At 42.2% G+C, this 14,655-nt stretch carries 17 protein-coding genes; 11 read left to right on the top strand and 6 right to left on the bottom strand.

What is annotated here, in order from left to right:
* Positions 1–20 precede the first annotated feature (20 nt).
* From AC3ISB_RS25775 to thrB, 4 genes are all read left to right on the top strand, one after another.
* The gene (locus AC3ISB_RS25775; RefSeq protein ID WP_489274924.1) at positions 21–935 is read left to right on the top strand and encodes a L,D-transpeptidase family protein; all 915 of its coding nucleotides are present in this window, start codon (positions 21–23) and stop codon (positions 933–935) included.
* A gap of 190 nt (positions 936–1,125) precedes the next feature.
* Positions 1,126–2,424: a homoserine dehydrogenase gene (locus AC3ISB_RS25770; protein WP_141992875.1), complete on the top strand. Its 1,299-nt coding sequence runs from the start codon at positions 1,126–1,128 to the stop codon at positions 2,422–2,424.
* Positions 2,421–3,482 carry a threonine synthase gene (gene thrC, locus AC3ISB_RS25765; RefSeq protein ID WP_489274922.1) on the top strand — a complete coding sequence of 354 codons (1,062 nt, stop codon included), beginning with the start codon at positions 2,421–2,423 and terminating at the stop codon, positions 3,480–3,482. Before AC3ISB_RS25770 ends, thrC begins: the two co-directional genes overlap by 4 nt.
* Positions 3,479–4,423 (top strand): homoserine kinase, encoded by a 945-nt coding sequence (gene thrB / locus AC3ISB_RS25760; RefSeq protein WP_489274920.1) that lies wholly within the window; start codon positions 3,479–3,481, stop codon positions 4,421–4,423. Before thrC ends, thrB begins: the two co-directional genes overlap by 4 nt.
* Positions 4,424–4,615: 192 nt before the next feature.
* Here the strand turns inward: thrB and AC3ISB_RS25755 are convergent, their stop codons facing one another.
* A complete protein-coding gene (locus AC3ISB_RS25755) occupies positions 4,616–4,852 on the bottom strand; it encodes a NifU family protein (protein WP_034310199.1) in 237 nt (78 codons plus the stop codon).
* A gap of 166 nt (positions 4,853–5,018) precedes the next feature.
* On the opposite strand from AC3ISB_RS25755, the gene AC3ISB_RS25750 reads away from it, so the two are divergent.
* On the top strand, positions 5,019–5,348 hold the full coding sequence (locus AC3ISB_RS25750; RefSeq protein ID WP_098371468.1) for a YuzD family protein: 330 nt from the start codon (positions 5,019–5,021) through the stop codon (positions 5,346–5,348).
* Between the two features lie 84 nt (positions 5,349–5,432).
* On the opposite strand, the gene AC3ISB_RS25745 is transcribed toward AC3ISB_RS25750, so the two are convergent.
* Positions 5,433–6,500 (bottom strand): NAD(P)/FAD-dependent oxidoreductase, encoded by a 1,068-nt coding sequence (locus AC3ISB_RS25745; protein WP_489274918.1) that lies wholly within the window; start codon positions 6,498–6,500, stop codon positions 5,433–5,435.
* A 286-nt stretch (positions 6,501–6,786) separates the two neighbouring features.
* Here AC3ISB_RS25745 and AC3ISB_RS25740 point away from each other — a divergent pair, with 286 nt between their 5' ends.
* Both AC3ISB_RS25740 and AC3ISB_RS25735 read left to right on the top strand, forming a co-directional pair.
* A complete protein-coding gene (locus AC3ISB_RS25740; RefSeq protein WP_098371467.1) occupies positions 6,787–7,023 on the top strand; it encodes a YuzB family protein in 237 nt (78 codons plus the stop codon).
* Positions 7,024–7,233: 210 nt separating this feature from the next.
* Positions 7,234–7,596, top strand: coding sequence for a HesB/IscA family protein (locus AC3ISB_RS25735; RefSeq protein WP_214791215.1), 363 nt, complete (start codon positions 7,234–7,236; stop codon positions 7,594–7,596).
* 57 nt (positions 7,597–7,653) lie between these two features.
* On the opposite strand, the gene AC3ISB_RS25730 is transcribed toward AC3ISB_RS25735, so the two are convergent.
* A complete protein-coding gene (locus tag AC3ISB_RS25730) occupies positions 7,654–8,298 on the bottom strand; it encodes an SDR family oxidoreductase (RefSeq protein WP_489274916.1) in 645 nt (214 codons plus the stop codon).
* 154 nt (positions 8,299–8,452) lie between these two features.
* Positions 8,453–9,445, bottom strand: a complete 993-nt coding sequence (locus AC3ISB_RS25725; protein ID WP_141992979.1) for an NAD(P)/FAD-dependent oxidoreductase — start codon at positions 9,443–9,445, stop codon at positions 8,453–8,455.
* A gap of 475 nt (positions 9,446–9,920) precedes the next feature.
* On the opposite strand from AC3ISB_RS25725, the gene AC3ISB_RS25720 reads away from it, so the two are divergent.
* The 4 genes from AC3ISB_RS25720 (at position 9,921) to AC3ISB_RS25705 (ending at position 13,079) form a co-directional block, all read left to right on the top strand.
* Positions 9,921–11,135 (top strand): NAD(P)/FAD-dependent oxidoreductase, encoded by a 1,215-nt coding sequence (locus tag AC3ISB_RS25720; protein ID WP_098371462.1) that lies wholly within the window; start codon positions 9,921–9,923, stop codon positions 11,133–11,135.
* A gap of 216 nt (positions 11,136–11,351) precedes the next feature.
* Positions 11,352–11,831 (top strand): NUDIX domain-containing protein, encoded by a 480-nt coding sequence (locus AC3ISB_RS25715; RefSeq protein ID WP_076368524.1) that lies wholly within the window; start codon positions 11,352–11,354, stop codon positions 11,829–11,831.
* A gap of 107 nt (positions 11,832–11,938) precedes the next feature.
* Positions 11,939–12,256 carry a YuiB family protein gene (locus AC3ISB_RS25710; protein WP_098371461.1) on the top strand — a complete coding sequence of 106 codons (318 nt, stop codon included), beginning with the start codon at positions 11,939–11,941 and terminating at the stop codon, positions 12,254–12,256.
* A gap of 130 nt (positions 12,257–12,386) precedes the next feature.
* Positions 12,387–13,079 (top strand): 3D domain-containing protein, encoded by a 693-nt coding sequence (locus AC3ISB_RS25705; RefSeq protein WP_144527619.1) that lies wholly within the window; start codon positions 12,387–12,389, stop codon positions 13,077–13,079.
* A gap of 89 nt (positions 13,080–13,168) precedes the next feature.
* Here the strand turns inward: AC3ISB_RS25705 and AC3ISB_RS25700 are convergent, their stop codons facing one another.
* The gene (locus AC3ISB_RS25700) at positions 13,169–13,957 is read right to left on the bottom strand and encodes a cobalamin-binding protein (RefSeq protein ID WP_098371459.1); all 789 of its coding nucleotides are present in this window, start codon (positions 13,955–13,957) and stop codon (positions 13,169–13,171) included.
* A gap of 9 nt (positions 13,958–13,966) precedes the next feature.
* A complete protein-coding gene (locus AC3ISB_RS25695) occupies positions 13,967–14,449 on the bottom strand; it encodes a divergent PAP2 family protein (RefSeq protein WP_098371458.1) in 483 nt (160 codons plus the stop codon).
* Positions 14,450–14,655: the final 206 nt, after the last annotated feature.

Raw genomic sequence — 14,655 nt, 5'->3', positions numbered from 1 at the left:
CACTACGGAAGGATGGGACCATGAAAAGATTGATGATGGCCGCCCTTATAGCCTTTTTAATCTTCCACACGGCAAATCTTGCGAAGGCTGAAACGAAAACAGGCTGCGAAGCAACTCAATTCAAGATTGTCATGAAGTCTGAAGCGGATGTGAAAGAAAAGGCGTCGGCTGCAAGTAAAACGTTAAAAACCTATAAGAAAAATAAAGAATTAACGGCAAGCGGAAGAACTGGAAGCTGGTATAAGGTCTGTCACTCAAATAAGACCGCATATATCAATATGGCAGATGCAAAAGAGGTTTTCAGTTCCGGTGAAAAAGCCATTTTGAAGAAATTCGATGGGAGAAAGGGCGTTAACCAAGTTGTATCTGTGACAGGTAAAGCGATGAGTGATACGAAGGTCACGATCCAAACTTATGAGAAGAAACAAGGGGAATGGCGCCGGGCATTGAAGAAGATGGAGGGTGTCATTGGGAAGAACGGCTTCACGAAGAGCAAAAAAGAGGGTGATGGGAAATCCCCGGTCGGGATTTATTCATTTGGTACGGCCTTTGGAAGCGAAACGAAGCCGGCAGGAGTGAAAATGAGTTATAAGAAAACGACCAAATATGACTACTGGATTGATGATCAGACATCCACGGATTATAACAAGTGGAAAACCTATAAAGGAAATCCTGCAGGTAAATGGAAGTCTTTCGAAAGGATGAATCATGAACTCTATAAGTATGGGGCAGTCATCAATTATAATACGGATCCCATCGTAAAAGGAAAAGGAAGTGCAATCTTTCTTCATATATGGAGAGGGAGTACAAAACCGACGGCTGGATGTACAGCCACGGCCGAAAAGAATGTCGTCAGTTTACTGAAATGGATGGATCCCGTGCAAAAGCCACATATTGTAATGGGTACAAATGATTCATTGAAGAGCGTTAAGTAATAATGAACAAAATGGTTTCCCATAAAAAATTTAGCTTTACCCGTTCTTACTCGTTCAAGGGATGGACGAAAAAAGTTCGTGCATCCATCTTTTCTAACTATTGATAATTATATGAATTAAACTTATAATGTCTACTATACAAATACAAACGTCTTCTTCAGGCAAACAGTTTTTAAGGGGGAACCAAAATATGAAAGCCATCTCAATCGGTTTATTGGGGTTAGGTACAGTTGGATCAGGAGTCGTACAAATCATTGAAAGCCATCAGGACAAGCTCATGCACCAAGTGGGCTGTTCCATATCCGTTAAGAAGATACTAGTCAAAGACACGACGAAGGAGAGGCTTGTCGAGATCGATAAAGGTATGTTAACTGACAATCCTGAGGATATCCTCTCGAATCCCGAGATTGATGTTGTAATAGAAGTGATGGGTGGAATCGAAGAAACACGCGGTTATCTGATAGAGGCAATAAAGAATAAAAAGCATATCGTTACGGCCAATAAAGACCTAATGGCTTTATATGGACCTGAATTGCTGGAATTGGCCACAGAGAATCAATGTGATTTGTTCTATGAAGCAAGTGTTGCAGGGGGAATTCCGATTTTACGCGGACTTGTGGATGGATTATCTTCTGACCGCATCACGAAAATGATGGGAATCGTCAATGGAACGACAAACTTCATTTTAACGAAAATGAGCAAGGAAGGCAGAGCTTATGATGACGTATTGAAGGAAGCTCAGGAGCTGGGATTTGCTGAAGCCGATCCGACTGCCGATGTAGGCGGTTTGGATGCGGCCCGTAAAATGGCGATCCTTTCCACACTCGGGTTCTCCATGAACATTGGCTTGAATGATGTTGAGGTACAGGGCATTACCGAGATATCCGAAGAGGATTTGAGATATAGTAAGAAGCTTGGTTATACAATGAAATTGATCGGCGTCGCTTCGAGGGCAGGGGATAGAGTCGAAGTAAGTGTCCAGCCTGCACTTCTTCCTGAAGCACATCCTTTAGCATCGGTAAATAATGAGTATAATGCGGTATACGTTTATGGGGAAGCCGTAGGGGAAACGATGTTTTACGGACCGGGGGCTGGCAGTCTTCCTACTGCGACTGCAGTCGTTTCGGATATGGTGACGGTCATCAAGAATATGAGGCTGGGCGTAAATGGCCGCAGTGCCGTTTCACCTCAGTTCCCGAAACAATTAAAAGATGCGACTGAGATTTTCGCTAAGTTCTTCATTCGATTACATGTTCAAGATGAAGTTGGCGTTTTAGCCAAAATCACGAATTTATTTGCCGAGCATGGGGTAGGATTCGATAAAATCCTTCAATTGCCTCTGGATGAAAAGGAATCTTCCGAAATCGTATTGGTTACGCATACTGCCACAAAGGCTGCATTTGAGCAAATAATACAGAAATTAAATGATTACAATATGGTAAGAGAAGTGAAAAGCACATACAGAGTTGAAGGAGAGGACATCAAATGAGCTGGCAAGGACTTATAAGCACGTATAAAGATTTTTTACCCGTTAATGAAAACACACCTGCACTAACCCTTTTGGAAGGGAATACACCTTTAATCAGACTGAATCGATTATCCGAAGAGTGGGGAATCGACTTACATGTAAAATACGAAGGGGCAAATCCAACTGGGTCGTTTAAAGATCGCGGAATGGTCATGGCCGTCGCCAAAGCGATAGAAGAGGGCAGCGACACGATCATCTGTGCTTCCACCGGGAATACATCAGCAGCTGCAGCAGCTTATGCGGCCCGTGCCAACCTGCGCTGTATCGTTGTCATCCCGGAAGGTAAAATTGCCATGGGCAAGCTTGCCCAAGCCGTTATGTATGGAGCGGAAATCATCTCGATCGAAGGGAACTTCGACCAGGCTTTAAAAATCGTCCGTTCACTTAGTGAGAGCTCACCGATAACTCTTGTGAATTCGGTCAACCCATGCCGGATTGAAGGGCAGAAGACAGCGGCTTTCGAAATTTGTGATGCACTTGGCTCGGCACCGGATATTTTGGCTCTTCCTGTCGGGAATGCAGGTAATATAACTGCTTACTGGAAAGGGTTTAAAGAATATAACGAATCGAAACAAACGGGCCTTCCTGAAATGAGAGGGTTCGAAGCTGAAGGTGCGGCTGCAATTGTCCGGGATAGCATCATTGAAAATCCAGAAACGATTGCAACAGCCATCCGGATTGGAAATCCTGCAAGTTGGAACTTCGCTGTTGAAGCAGCAAATGAATCCAAAGGCAAAATTGATGAGGTGACAGACGAAGAAATTCTGGAAGCCTATCATTTCCTTGCTAAAAAAGAAGGGGTATTTGCAGAGCCGGCATCTTGTGCTTCCATTGCAGGTATCTATAAACAACTAAAAAGCGGTGAAATCAAAAAAGGAAGTAAGATTGTTGCTGTATTGACTGGAAATGGATTGAAAGATCCGAATGTGGCTGTCAATACTAGCACGATTCAACCGACATTGCTGCCAATGGATGAAGAAGTCATTTTAGAACATCTGCAGGGTGTGAAGCAGGCATGAGTGCAGAATCGGAGATGTTCTTGATCCGTGTACCAGCAAGTACGGCCAACTTAGGCCCAGGATTCGATTCCATCGGCTTGGCGTTAGGCCTTTACTTGGAAATACACGGATCTTCATCAGATCATTGGGAAGTCGTTCCGCTTTCAGAGGAAATGTCTGTTTTTCCAAGGGATGATCGTAATTATATCGTCCAGATTGCCAAGGAAACGGCGGCTTCCTATGGAAAGGAACTATCCCCATGCCGGCTTTTCGTCTCTAGCGAAATTCCGCTGGCTCGGGGTCTTGGAAGCAGTGCCTCTGCCATTGTGGCGGGGATTGAATTGGCGAACATCGTTGGTGAACTTCATTTATCCGATGATGAGAAGAATAGGCATGCTTCCATCTTTGAAGGGCATCCGGATAATGCGGGGGCATCTGTGTATGGTGGATTGGTCGTGGGCCTTCATACGGATGAAAGAACGGATGTCGTGTCGTTTCCGATCGAGGGAGTTAAGGTGATTGCTGTCATTCCCAATTTTGAATTGCTTACTGAGGATTCAAGAAATGTCCTTCCGAATTCGCTTTCCTATAAAGATGCGATAAGCGGAAGTGCAGCCGCAAATGTTTTGCTGGCGGGAGTTCTATCAAAAGATTGGAAGCTTGTTGGTGAAATGATGCAAAGTGATCGCTTCCATCAACCATATAGGGCGGAGTTGGTCCCTCATTTAGCGCTTATAGAAGAAGTTGTCCTTAATGAAGGCGGATTTGGTGCAGCACTAAGCGGAGCAGGACCAACTGTTTTATGCTTGGCATCGGCAGAAAAAAGTGAAAGTTTGCTCACTGGATTGAAGGAAAGGTTTCCGGAATTTCTTGCGAAAGAATTGGAAATCGATAATGATGGCAGTTATACGGCAATCCTTTCAGAACAGGAAAAAAAGGAATTGAAATTTTTGGAATCGTAAGCCATGTTCATATACCGTCCAATAAAAAAGCTGACTCGCGTCAAGCCGTATCAATTCATTTGATAGGGCAAAAGCCGAGTCAGCTTTATTTTTCATACAGACCAGGAAAAGTTCCGGCCTGTATGAAAAAGGTTGAACGTGTATAGATGAAGTAATCCTTCATCCATACGCTGCATGTTATTTAAAGGGCTATTAGAAAACTTGTTCAACTTCCACTACACCAGGAACTTCTTCAAGAAGGGCACGCTCAATCCCAGCTTTTAGCGTAATGGTCGAACTAGGACAGCTTCCGCAGGCTCCTAGTAATCGTAATTTTACAATTCCATCTTCTACGTCAACTAGTTCACAGTCACCGCCATCACGAAGAAGAAACGGACGAAGCTTATCTAGGACTTCTTGAACTTGAACTTCCATTGTTTGTTCAGACATTGCAATCGACTCCTTTCCTAATCATATTATAAAGCGAAGGTAGTAAAAAATCCAACTGTAACTTTGCGGAAATATAATCTATATTATTCTGGTATGATGGAAACAGGTGAAGTTTTTAAACATTATTCAAAATGAAGCAAATATACTAAAATGAAGGAGGAAGATTATGGTAATTAAAGAAATTGAGATAGAAGTGTATGGAGCGGAGCAAATTTGCGCGAGTTGTGTGAATCTCCCTTCTTCGAAAGATACCTGCGAGTGGCTAGAAGCCGCTTTAACGAGAAAGTTTCCTGAGCAGAAATTCAAAATATCCTATATAGATATGTATAATCCCCCAGAAACGCTGAAGCAAAAGAACTTTGCCGCGAAGATGATCGAAGAAGATTTGTTTTATCCACTGGTCCTCATCGAAGGTGAAATCATCGCAGAAGGAAATGTGCGTCTCAAAAAAGTGGTGGAAACCATGGAAAAATACGGATATACGATGCAAGTGTGATATATAATGGAAGAAATAAGAAAAACTGACCCAATGAGCTGCATGCAGCTCATTGGGTCAGTTTAACTGTATCATGGGTTGGAATCAACCGTTATGGTATTTATACATCCAGAGGATGCCTGATTTCATTAGGCGTGCCACTCTGCCTGTGATTGGGCGATTTGCAACAAGACCAAAACCTTGTTTCTTCCCAAGGGAACCTAATGTTCCTTTTAATTTCATTGTAGGGAAGCTTTCCGGAAGTGGTTCATTTGCCCATTTCTTCACAAGAACTTGGACGATTTGCTCTGCTTGGGACTCCGCTAATTGAGCACTAGGCGCATGAGGCAGGCTCGCACAGTCACCGACGACAAAGATGCTGTCATCATTAGGTAGGAAATGCTGAGGAGTCAGAACAGCTCTTCCTTGACGGTCCTTTTCAATATCCATATCGCGGATGATCTTACTTGGCTGAATTCCAGCTGTCCATACGATGACGTCGCTTTGAACGGCTTCGTCGCCATTATAAAGAAGGTTTGGCTCAACTTTCGTTATATTTGAATGATGGACGATCTCGATTGTATGTTTATCGAACCATGATTCAACAAAAGTACTTAATCTTTCTGGGAATGCAGATAGAATATGCGGTCCACGGTCGAATAGCTTGACGTTTAAATCTGAACGGCTTTCAATCAATTCACTTGCAAGCTCAACACCACTCAGTCCGCCACCAACGATAGAAACGGTTGCACCGGCACCTAAATTATTCAAAGCTGAATATGTGCTTCGTGATTTATCGATTGTTTGGATACTGTAAGTATGTGTGTCTGCACCAGGAATATCGTGGTATTTATCTTCGCAGCCAAGGCCAATGACTAAATCATCATAAAAGACAGGATCTTGATTTTCTATAATGACTTGTTTATTTTCCATATCGATGGAAAGTACTTCTCCGTATACGTTCTTCAAGCGAGGATGTTCAGGAAATGCAACACGGATGTGCTGATCTGGAATGGTACCTGCTGCTAAAGCATAATATTCCGTTTTTAAGCAGTGATAAGGATTACGGTCGATAAGCGTGATGCTCACATTTTCAGGAAGCTGATTAGGCAGCAATCTTTGCAACATGCGCATACCACCATACCCGCCACCAAGTATGACTAGATTCTTCATATGATTTTTCCCCTTTATTTGATCTCTTGAAAATTTGATAAGCATTTAACTATAGGATTCCCCCAAATGGTCCCCTTTAAAGTTTAAATAAATATATATACCCCAATTAGTAACAAGAATAAAAAATTAGATAATTTTCTTTTTTTACGTACCCCGACAAAAGTATAACGAATATAAAAGGAAATCACAACCGATATCTTGAAATCGGCTGATTTTTTATGCGTAAATATTGACTGTATACGGGAAAAGTAATAAGATGGTTTGTTAGTAACTGTGAGGTGAAACAATGTACCCGATTATTGAATTTTGTGTAAGCAATCTGGCCAGTGGCGCTCAGGAGGCTCTGGAAAGATTGGAGAGGGATCCGAATTTAGATATCATAGAATATGGTTGTCTGGGATATTGCGGCAGATGCTCCAGTAACTTATATGCTCTTGTAAACGGTGAAGTGGTTTTTGGTGACACAACGGATGAATTGGTGGATAAAATATATAAGTACATTGATGAATATGAAATGTTCTAATCATCAATGGCGAATTAAAAGGCTGTTCCTCGATGGAACAGCCTTTTTAATTATCAGTTTTGCAGCATTAGTATAAACTAATTATTTGGTAAAATAGGTGGGGGAATATGAATATTTTCAAGCTGGAACATTGAGCGTGGGAATTTCTTTGGTATATACTATAAAGAGAAATAGTTCTATCTCACATATCAGAAGAAGGAGGGATTTATTGTGAGTGAAGTTGTTCAAATAACGGAAGCTGCCGCTTTTCAGATAAAAGAAATGATGAAACATAATGGCGAAGAGGGTTCATTTTTAAGAGTGGCCGTTAAAGGCGGAGGCTGCAGCGGATTATCCTACGGAATGGGTTTTGAACAAGAGCCTGGGGATAAAGATAGCCAGCTGGAACAGTTTGAAATTAAGATCCTTGTTAATGCCGAGGATGCAGATATATTGAATGGAACGGTAGTTGATTATAAACAAACGATGATGGGCGGAGGCTTTACGATTGAAAACCCAAATGCTATCGCTTCATGCGGTTGCGGGTCTTCCTTCAAAACGGCAAAAAACGCCGGTACACCGGAGAACTGCTAAGAAACTCCAATACTTTAGAAAAGGGGGGCACTTTTACAAGTGCCCCCTTTTTAATGTTTAGTTGATATTGTACAGGGCCTCTTTGATTGGGAGGGTGCCGCTGAAAATCTCGAAAGTTTTATTGAATGTTTTTTCCTCTGTGACTGATTGGGCAAGAACGGCGGCGACATCGGCCCTTGGAATGGATTTATTAGTATGATCCACTTTCTCAGCCGCAAAGATTTTTCCGATGGCTTGTTCATTTGTCAAAGCAACCGGCGGGACAATCGTGTATGTCAGCCCGCTTGCTTTTAAATGTTCATCGGCATCATGCTTTGCTTCGAGATAATGTCGCATTCCTGCTTGGGCTTGTTCCGGATTATCAGAACCGACAGAGCTTAACATGACAAAACGTTTGATACCCTTCTTCTTGGCGGCATCAACTAGTTTAATGGCTCCATTCTTATCCACAGCTGTCGTTTTATCCGGCCCTGTTTTTGGTCCAGATCCGGCGGCAAAAATGATGGCTTCCATGTTATCCACTGCTTTATCCACATTTCCCTCTAAATCTGCAAGGATTGGATGCCCGCCGAGTTCTTTTATCGTTTGAGCCTGTTCCTCTTTCCGGATCATCCCGTATACAGTCATTTGCGGATTTTTTGATAATTCCCCAATGATCTGTTTTCCGGTCGTTCCGTTGGCTCCTGCAATTAAAATATTCATATATGTGCATTCCCCTTTCAGTGCTTATCCTACTCTTTACCCTTAGAATGACAAGGATAAGCACTGTGGATAACTAATGGAAATAAGTTATCCACAATCATCGAATTGGGGACAACAAAAAACCCGGCAGTGAAAGCCGGGTTTTTGCGTGATTTTAAAACATGGAAGAGCTGTGCATCGGCTGAACTTTGGCTTTTGGGTCAATATATTGTTTGGCGTGATTGACGGCAGTGGGTGCCTCACCAAAACCACTTGCAATCAATTTTACTTTGCCATCATATGTTGCAATATCACCTGCAGCATAAATTCCCGGGATATTCGTTTCCATTCTGGAATTCACCAAAATACTGTTCTTCTGGATATCGAGTCCCCATTCCTTAATGGGACCAAGGGAAGAAACGAAGCCGTAGTTGACGATGACTGCATCTACCTCCATCGTCTCTGTATCTTCACCATTTGTATCCTTGATGACAATTGTATGGATCCGTCCGTCTGTACCAATCAACTCTGAAGGTATGTATGGAGTCTTTATTTCAACTTTTGAATCTTTAAGTGTTTCTACACTATGTTCGTGGGCACGGAATTTATCCCTTCTGTGTATGATGCTCACTTTCTCGGCGATGGGCTCCAGCATCAGGGCCCAGTCCACTGCTGAATCCCCACCTCCGAAGACCACCACTTTTTTGCCGGCAAAATGATTGAGATCATCGATAAAATAGTGAAGGTTACTGCTTTCATATTTTTTTGCATCATCAATTTCGATGCGGCGGGGTTGGAAAGCCCCATTCCCAGCTGTGATGATAATCGTTTTGGAGTAATGGATTTCTTTATCAGTCGTTAACTTGAAAACTCCATCGGCTTGCTTTTCCACTTCTTGAACGGCCTGCTCCAGGACAACATCCTGCTCGAACTTTGCCATTTGTTCTTTCAAATTATTCACTAGCTCCTGAGCGCGCACTTTGGGGAAACCAGCGATATCATAGATGTATTTCTCAGGATAAAGGGCCGACAATTGTCCGCCTAATTGTGGTAGGCTCTCGATGATTTTTACGGATGCCTGTCTCATTCCCCCATAAAATGCAGTGAATAATCCAACTGGGCCTCCGCCAATGATGGTAATATCATAAACTTTTTCATTAACTTCCAACGTTATCCCTCCGATATACTAGGTTTGCTGAAATTTATTCTCTTATTTTAACATAGATGATCTTTTAAAAAACGGGTAAAGTTAGAAAAGTGAGAAAGTTTTGACTATATATAGGCGGTTTTATGATGAATGTTCTTTATTCTCTTTCAAAAGTGGGTAAAATTACTCTTTACCAATGTTAAGCATATCGTATAAATATGGTTCGGAACTGGGTGAAAAGTAACGCTTTTTGGCTTTATTTTAACCCGAAAAAGTTCGGTTTGTTACTTGAAAAAGGTATGGAAAAAGACTAATATTTACTTATACATCATTTGGTAAAATTTTTATGAATTTTTTATGACATTTATGAAGTGTTACGTGAAATACGTCACAAATGTATAAGAGTGCTTTTTATAATGGAAATTAATAAGATAGACAATATATTTTAGTTATGGAAAGCATCACAAGAAAATATCGTAAAGGTGGACGAATACTTTTGAAAAAGCCAACTATCGTTGTTTTGGGAGCAGGTTATGGTGGATTGATGACTGTTACTCGCTTACAGAAGGCATTAGGTCAAAATGAAGCAGAAATCGTATTAGTTAACAAAAATGATTACCACTATGAAACAACATGGCTGCATGAAGCATCCGCTGGAACTCTACATCATGATCGTGTGCGCTATCCAATCAAAAGTGTCATTAACAGCAAAGTTAAATTCATCCAGGACTCTGTTTTGGAAGTGAAAACAGAGAACAAAAAAGTCATCCTTGAAAACGACGAAATTTCTTATGATTACTTAGTGATTGGACTTGGACCGGAATCGGAAACATTTGGAATCCAAGGGCTGAAAGAATATGCTTTCTCTATCTCTAACGTAAACACTGCACGAAAAATCCGTGACCATATCCAATTGCAATTCGCCACGTACAGTACTGAGGTCGAGAAGAATGAAGACCGCTTGACGATCGTTGTTGGAGGAGCAGGATTTACGGGTATCGAATTCCTTGGCGAATTGGCTAACCGTGTCCCTCAACTTTGTAAAGAATACGACATCGATTTCCAAAAGGTCCGTATGTACTGTGTGGAGGCAGCACCAGCCGTCCTCCCTGGCTTCGATCCGGAATTGGTGGATTATGCAGTATCTTACCTTGAGAAAAAAGGTGTGGAATTCAAGATCGGTACACCGATCAAGGGGGCGACTCCCGAAGGCATCATCGTGGCAAAAGGCGAAGATGAAGTGGAAGAAATCAAAGCCGGGACCGTTGTATGGGCAGCTGGCGTACGTGGAAACTCCGTGATAGAGGCTTCCGGTTTTGAAGCTATGCGCGGACGTATCAAAGTGAACCTTGACATGCGGGCACCGGGTCATGACGATATTTTCATTGTGGGGGATTGCGCTTTGATCATCAACGAGGAAATTAATCGTCCATATCCACCTACTGCCCAAATCGCTATGCAGCAAGGTGAGGTCATTGCGAAGAACCTGACTAAATTGGTTCGTAATGAAAGCGACCTTGAAACGTTCACTTTCGAAAACAAAGGAACGGTATGTTCACTTGGTGAAGACAACGCGATTGGTGTTGTTTTCGGCAAGAAAGTTACAGGTAAGACTGCATCATTCATGAAGAAAATGGTTGATAACAGAGCGTTGTTATTGATTGGCGGAGCTTCCCTTGTTGCAAAAAAAGGTAAATTCAACGTCCTTTAATTTTTTCGGTATATAAAATAATGGCCATTTGGGGATTGTCCCTGAATGGCTTTTTCATTGGAATCTCATCCATCGATGAGTGTGTCATAGTGGAGTATGCACTTTTCTTAAGTGGAATATAATGGGGATAAGAATGATGAAGCTGCATCAAGAAAGTCCTTACCTTTGGCACTGTTTGGAGTTTACACTAATTATAAAGAATGTGGGGGAAGGATTTTGGAACGATGCAAAAATGTTTGGCTGGCAGTGTCCGGCCTTGTGATATCTGATAAAGGTGAGTGGCTGGTCGTGAATAAAAGGTATGGCGGATTGAAAGGGCAATGGTCGCTTCCGGCAGGTTTTGTCAAAAATGATGAAACCGTCGATGAAGCTGTCGTACGGGAAGTGTTGGAGGAGACGGGTATTCAAACAGAAATCGAAGGCATTGTAGGAGTGAGAAGCGGAGTCATCAAAGGGGATATAAGTGATAATATGTTGATATTTTTACTTAAACCGGTCAGTTTTGAAGTAACCGCTCAATTGGATGAATTATATGAAGCTAAATTTTATGACCCTGATTTACTCATGCAGGAGGGGAAGCAATCTTTACTATTAGAACAGCTTTTAGCTTTTAAAAAGGAAAGAATGCAGACGATGCTTGACGGGTTGAACCCGGGAGATCAATTTGGATATACATCATATAAATTATTCATGTAATTTGGGTAATTATCTTTTCTTCGGCATTATTTGGTATAAGTCGTTGACGCAGCAATTATTTTTTCAGTAAACTAAAGGTGTCGCTTTTAAGGAGGGTCAAGAATAACATGCCATTGCCTGTTTTAATTATCTCAATACTCTTATTTTTCATATTGTTTTTCGGAATTGGCTTTTTGCTGAATATGCTCTTTCGTTCTTCTTGGATCATGGTCATCTTATTTCCAATCGTCTTCATCATCATTGTCAATGAAACAAAGCTAATAGAATATTTTAGAAATCCGGGAATCTCTTTTTCCAATCTTGGAACGAGCCTTACATCCCTTCATACGGCAGACATCATTATTTTATCAAGCGGGCTGCTTGGCGCGGTTTTAGCGGGTGTGGTCATCAGGATTCTAAGGAAAAAAGGATATCAAATGTTTTGATAATGGAAAGGGCCGTCATTTATGGACGGTTCTTTTTTTGTAAGAAAAATTGTATCTTTCCATGCTTTATGAATACTTTCACTCTGGAAAGGGAACAAATATCCTTGTGAGAGGAGTGGAATTAATACATATGAAGATTGTAAAGGCATTATTTTTGAGGGTTGCTATTATCATATTATTTATCTTGGCCATCGAATCAACCTTAAATCATGTTTTTGGGGCTGTGCCTGAAGATCATCCTTTTGAAGAGGCAATGAGACAACATCGAATGCTTGGTCTCGAATATAAAGCGATCCATAGTGGAGGTCAAGTGGCAACGCTAATGGCATCGGCATCCACGAGCAATGGTCCCACGACGATAGCGGAGGCAATCGAGCTCTCGAAATACCCGAAGCATGAAGTTTTGGCTACAGGATATACAGCAGGGTATGAATCGACAGGAAAGTACCCGGAAAGCCCATCCTATGGAATCACTTATTCAGGGGTGAAGGTGAAACGGGATCTGTTTTCCACCATTGCCGCCGATCTTGCCGTATTCCCTCTCGGAACCATCCTTTGGATTCCGGGCTATGGTTATGGGGTTGTAGCGGACAAGGGCGGTGCGATCAAAGGAAACCACCTGGACCTATACTACGAAACGGTACAAGATGTATACGAGAACTGGGGCAAGAAAACCCTTGAAGTATATGTTGTGCAAAAAGGGAATGGCGAGTTATCTGAAGAGCAGTTAAGCAAGTTGAATGAAACCAAGATCAAGCAGGTATTCAAGCCGAAAATTGCTGAGAAAACATTAAACGAGAATGTAGCTTCCTTTGCTTTTTAATGATTGATGGACAAATCGGAGAAAGTGAAGGTGAAAGGCTGCCTCGATTGAGGCAGCCTTTTTGATTGTCTGTTTCAGTTGGGACGCCCTTAGGCCATGCTTTTGTAGGCTTCAGGATGCAGGGTCTTTGCCAATTTGTAAAGACCATCCAGCAAACGCGGAGAAGGCCGGCAGAATAATGGTTCTTCCATGATGTGAATATTGTTATTCCGGACGGCCTTCATATCAGACCACCCTTTCCGTTTCTTGACCAGCTCTGGGTTTACTTTTCGTAAAGGGACACCGACCCAAGCTAAGCAAATATGGTCGGGATCCTTTTTTTGGACATCTTCGGAAGTGACTTGAATGCTTGCCATGTCTACATCTTCGAAAAGGTTATATCCTCCCGCAAGCGTGCTGATCTCGGATAACCAATTAACTCCCCCTGGGCTGAATAAGGGATTAGGCCACCATTCCCAATACAGGGACGGCTTTGTTTCGATTTTGTCGGCGACGTTTTTATATTGAAGGATGGCATCACGGAATTTGGCAGCCTGTTCCTCTGCTTTTTCCTTAAGGTCCATGGCCTCGCCCAAGGTCAGTAAATCTTTTGCGATATCTTCAAGTGATTGCGGGTTGAAGATGATATGGGGGATGTTCCGTTCTTTTAACCCCTCAATATTTTTTTCCATGCCCGGTACACTCAGTGAAGCCAGCACCAAATCGGGTTTTAGTGATTCAACATGATCGATGTCAATCGATAAATCGGGCCCAACCTTAGGAAGGTGCTGTATGGTTTCAGGCCAATCAGAGTAGTCATCGATGGCGATCAGCTGATCTTCAATCCCTAGATATGTGCATAGTTCCGTATTGCTGGGGCAAAGAGAGATTATTTTCAAATTGAACACCTACCCTTGAAAGATGAAAAAGTGAAGTGCCAGTGCAATGAATACTCCGGTCAAGGCTCCGAAAAATACCTCGATTGGCTTATGGCCCAACAGTTCCTTTAATTGTTGCTGTTTCTGTTTATCTTCTTTTTTCTGCCAGTTCTTTGCTTGCTCGACAAATGTATTGAAGTCGGTAACGAGCTGGTTCAAGACGGCTGCCTGTTCTCCTGCCTGCCGTCTCACTCCTGTTGCATCGAACATCGTGATGACTGCAAAGATCGTGGCAACCGCAAATACAGGGGAATCCATTCCGGTTTCGATCCCTACCGCTACGGTTAGGGCTGACACGGCCGCAGAGTGGGAGCTTGGCATACCGCCTGTGGAGTTAATGAGTGACCAGTTCACTTTACGAAATGCTATGAAGTGGATGGGCACTTTAATGAATTGAGCAAAGAAAATGGCAATCAATGCTGCGATTAAAGGGAAGTTGAGTAATAATTCCAAGAGTATCAGCCTTCTTTCTAGTTATAAGTAAAGATGAAATCCATATCTGGGTAAATACATCCTGCTCGGAATAAGGCCCTTATTATTAGTTCCATTCAGTCCTGTCGATTCCCTGCTGGTAATAGCAAAATATGATCTTTCTTATACTATTACTCTAAAGTCACCCATTCTAAACAATATCCCTTTTTATTATTATTTACGCGGGC

It is taken from the genome of Peribacillus sp. GL_122 (genome assembly GCF_057835005.1).
The sequence above is the reverse complement of the archived record's forward strand: the minus strand, read 5'-3'. Positions and strand labels throughout refer to the sequence as shown.

Coding starts and splice junctions, on each gene's coding strand:
- AC3ISB_RS25750 (WP_098371468.1), top strand. CDS start 5,019: ATGGTAATTAAAGAAATTGAGATAGAAGTGTATGGAGCGGAGCAAATT.
- AC3ISB_RS25740 (WP_098371467.1), top strand. CDS start 6,787: ATGTACCCGATTATTGAATTTTGTGTAAGCAATCTGGCCAGTGGCGCT.
- thrB (WP_489274920.1), top strand. CDS start 3,479: ATGAGTGCAGAATCGGAGATGTTCTTGATCCGTGTACCAGCAAGTACG.
- thrC (WP_489274922.1), top strand. CDS start 2,421: ATGAGCTGGCAAGGACTTATAAGCACGTATAAAGATTTTTTACCCGTT.
- AC3ISB_RS25775 (WP_489274924.1), top strand. CDS start 21: ATGAAAAGATTGATGATGGCCGCCCTTATAGCCTTTTTAATCTTCCAC.
- AC3ISB_RS25745 (WP_489274918.1), bottom strand. CDS start 6,500: ATGAAGAATCTAGTCATACTTGGTGGCGGGTATGGTGGTATGCGCATG.
- AC3ISB_RS25710 (WP_098371461.1), top strand. CDS start 11,939: ATGCCATTGCCTGTTTTAATTATCTCAATACTCTTATTTTTCATATTG.
- AC3ISB_RS25755 (WP_034310199.1), bottom strand. CDS start 4,852: ATGTCTGAACAAACAATGGAAGTTCAAGTTCAAGAAGTCCTAGATAAG.
- AC3ISB_RS25730 (WP_489274916.1), bottom strand. CDS start 8,298: ATGAATATTTTAATTGCAGGAGCCAACGGAACGACCGGAAAACAGATC.
- AC3ISB_RS25770 (WP_141992875.1), top strand. CDS start 1,126: ATGAAAGCCATCTCAATCGGTTTATTGGGGTTAGGTACAGTTGGATCA.
- AC3ISB_RS25705 (WP_144527619.1), top strand. CDS start 12,387: ATGAAGATTGTAAAGGCATTATTTTTGAGGGTTGCTATTATCATATTA.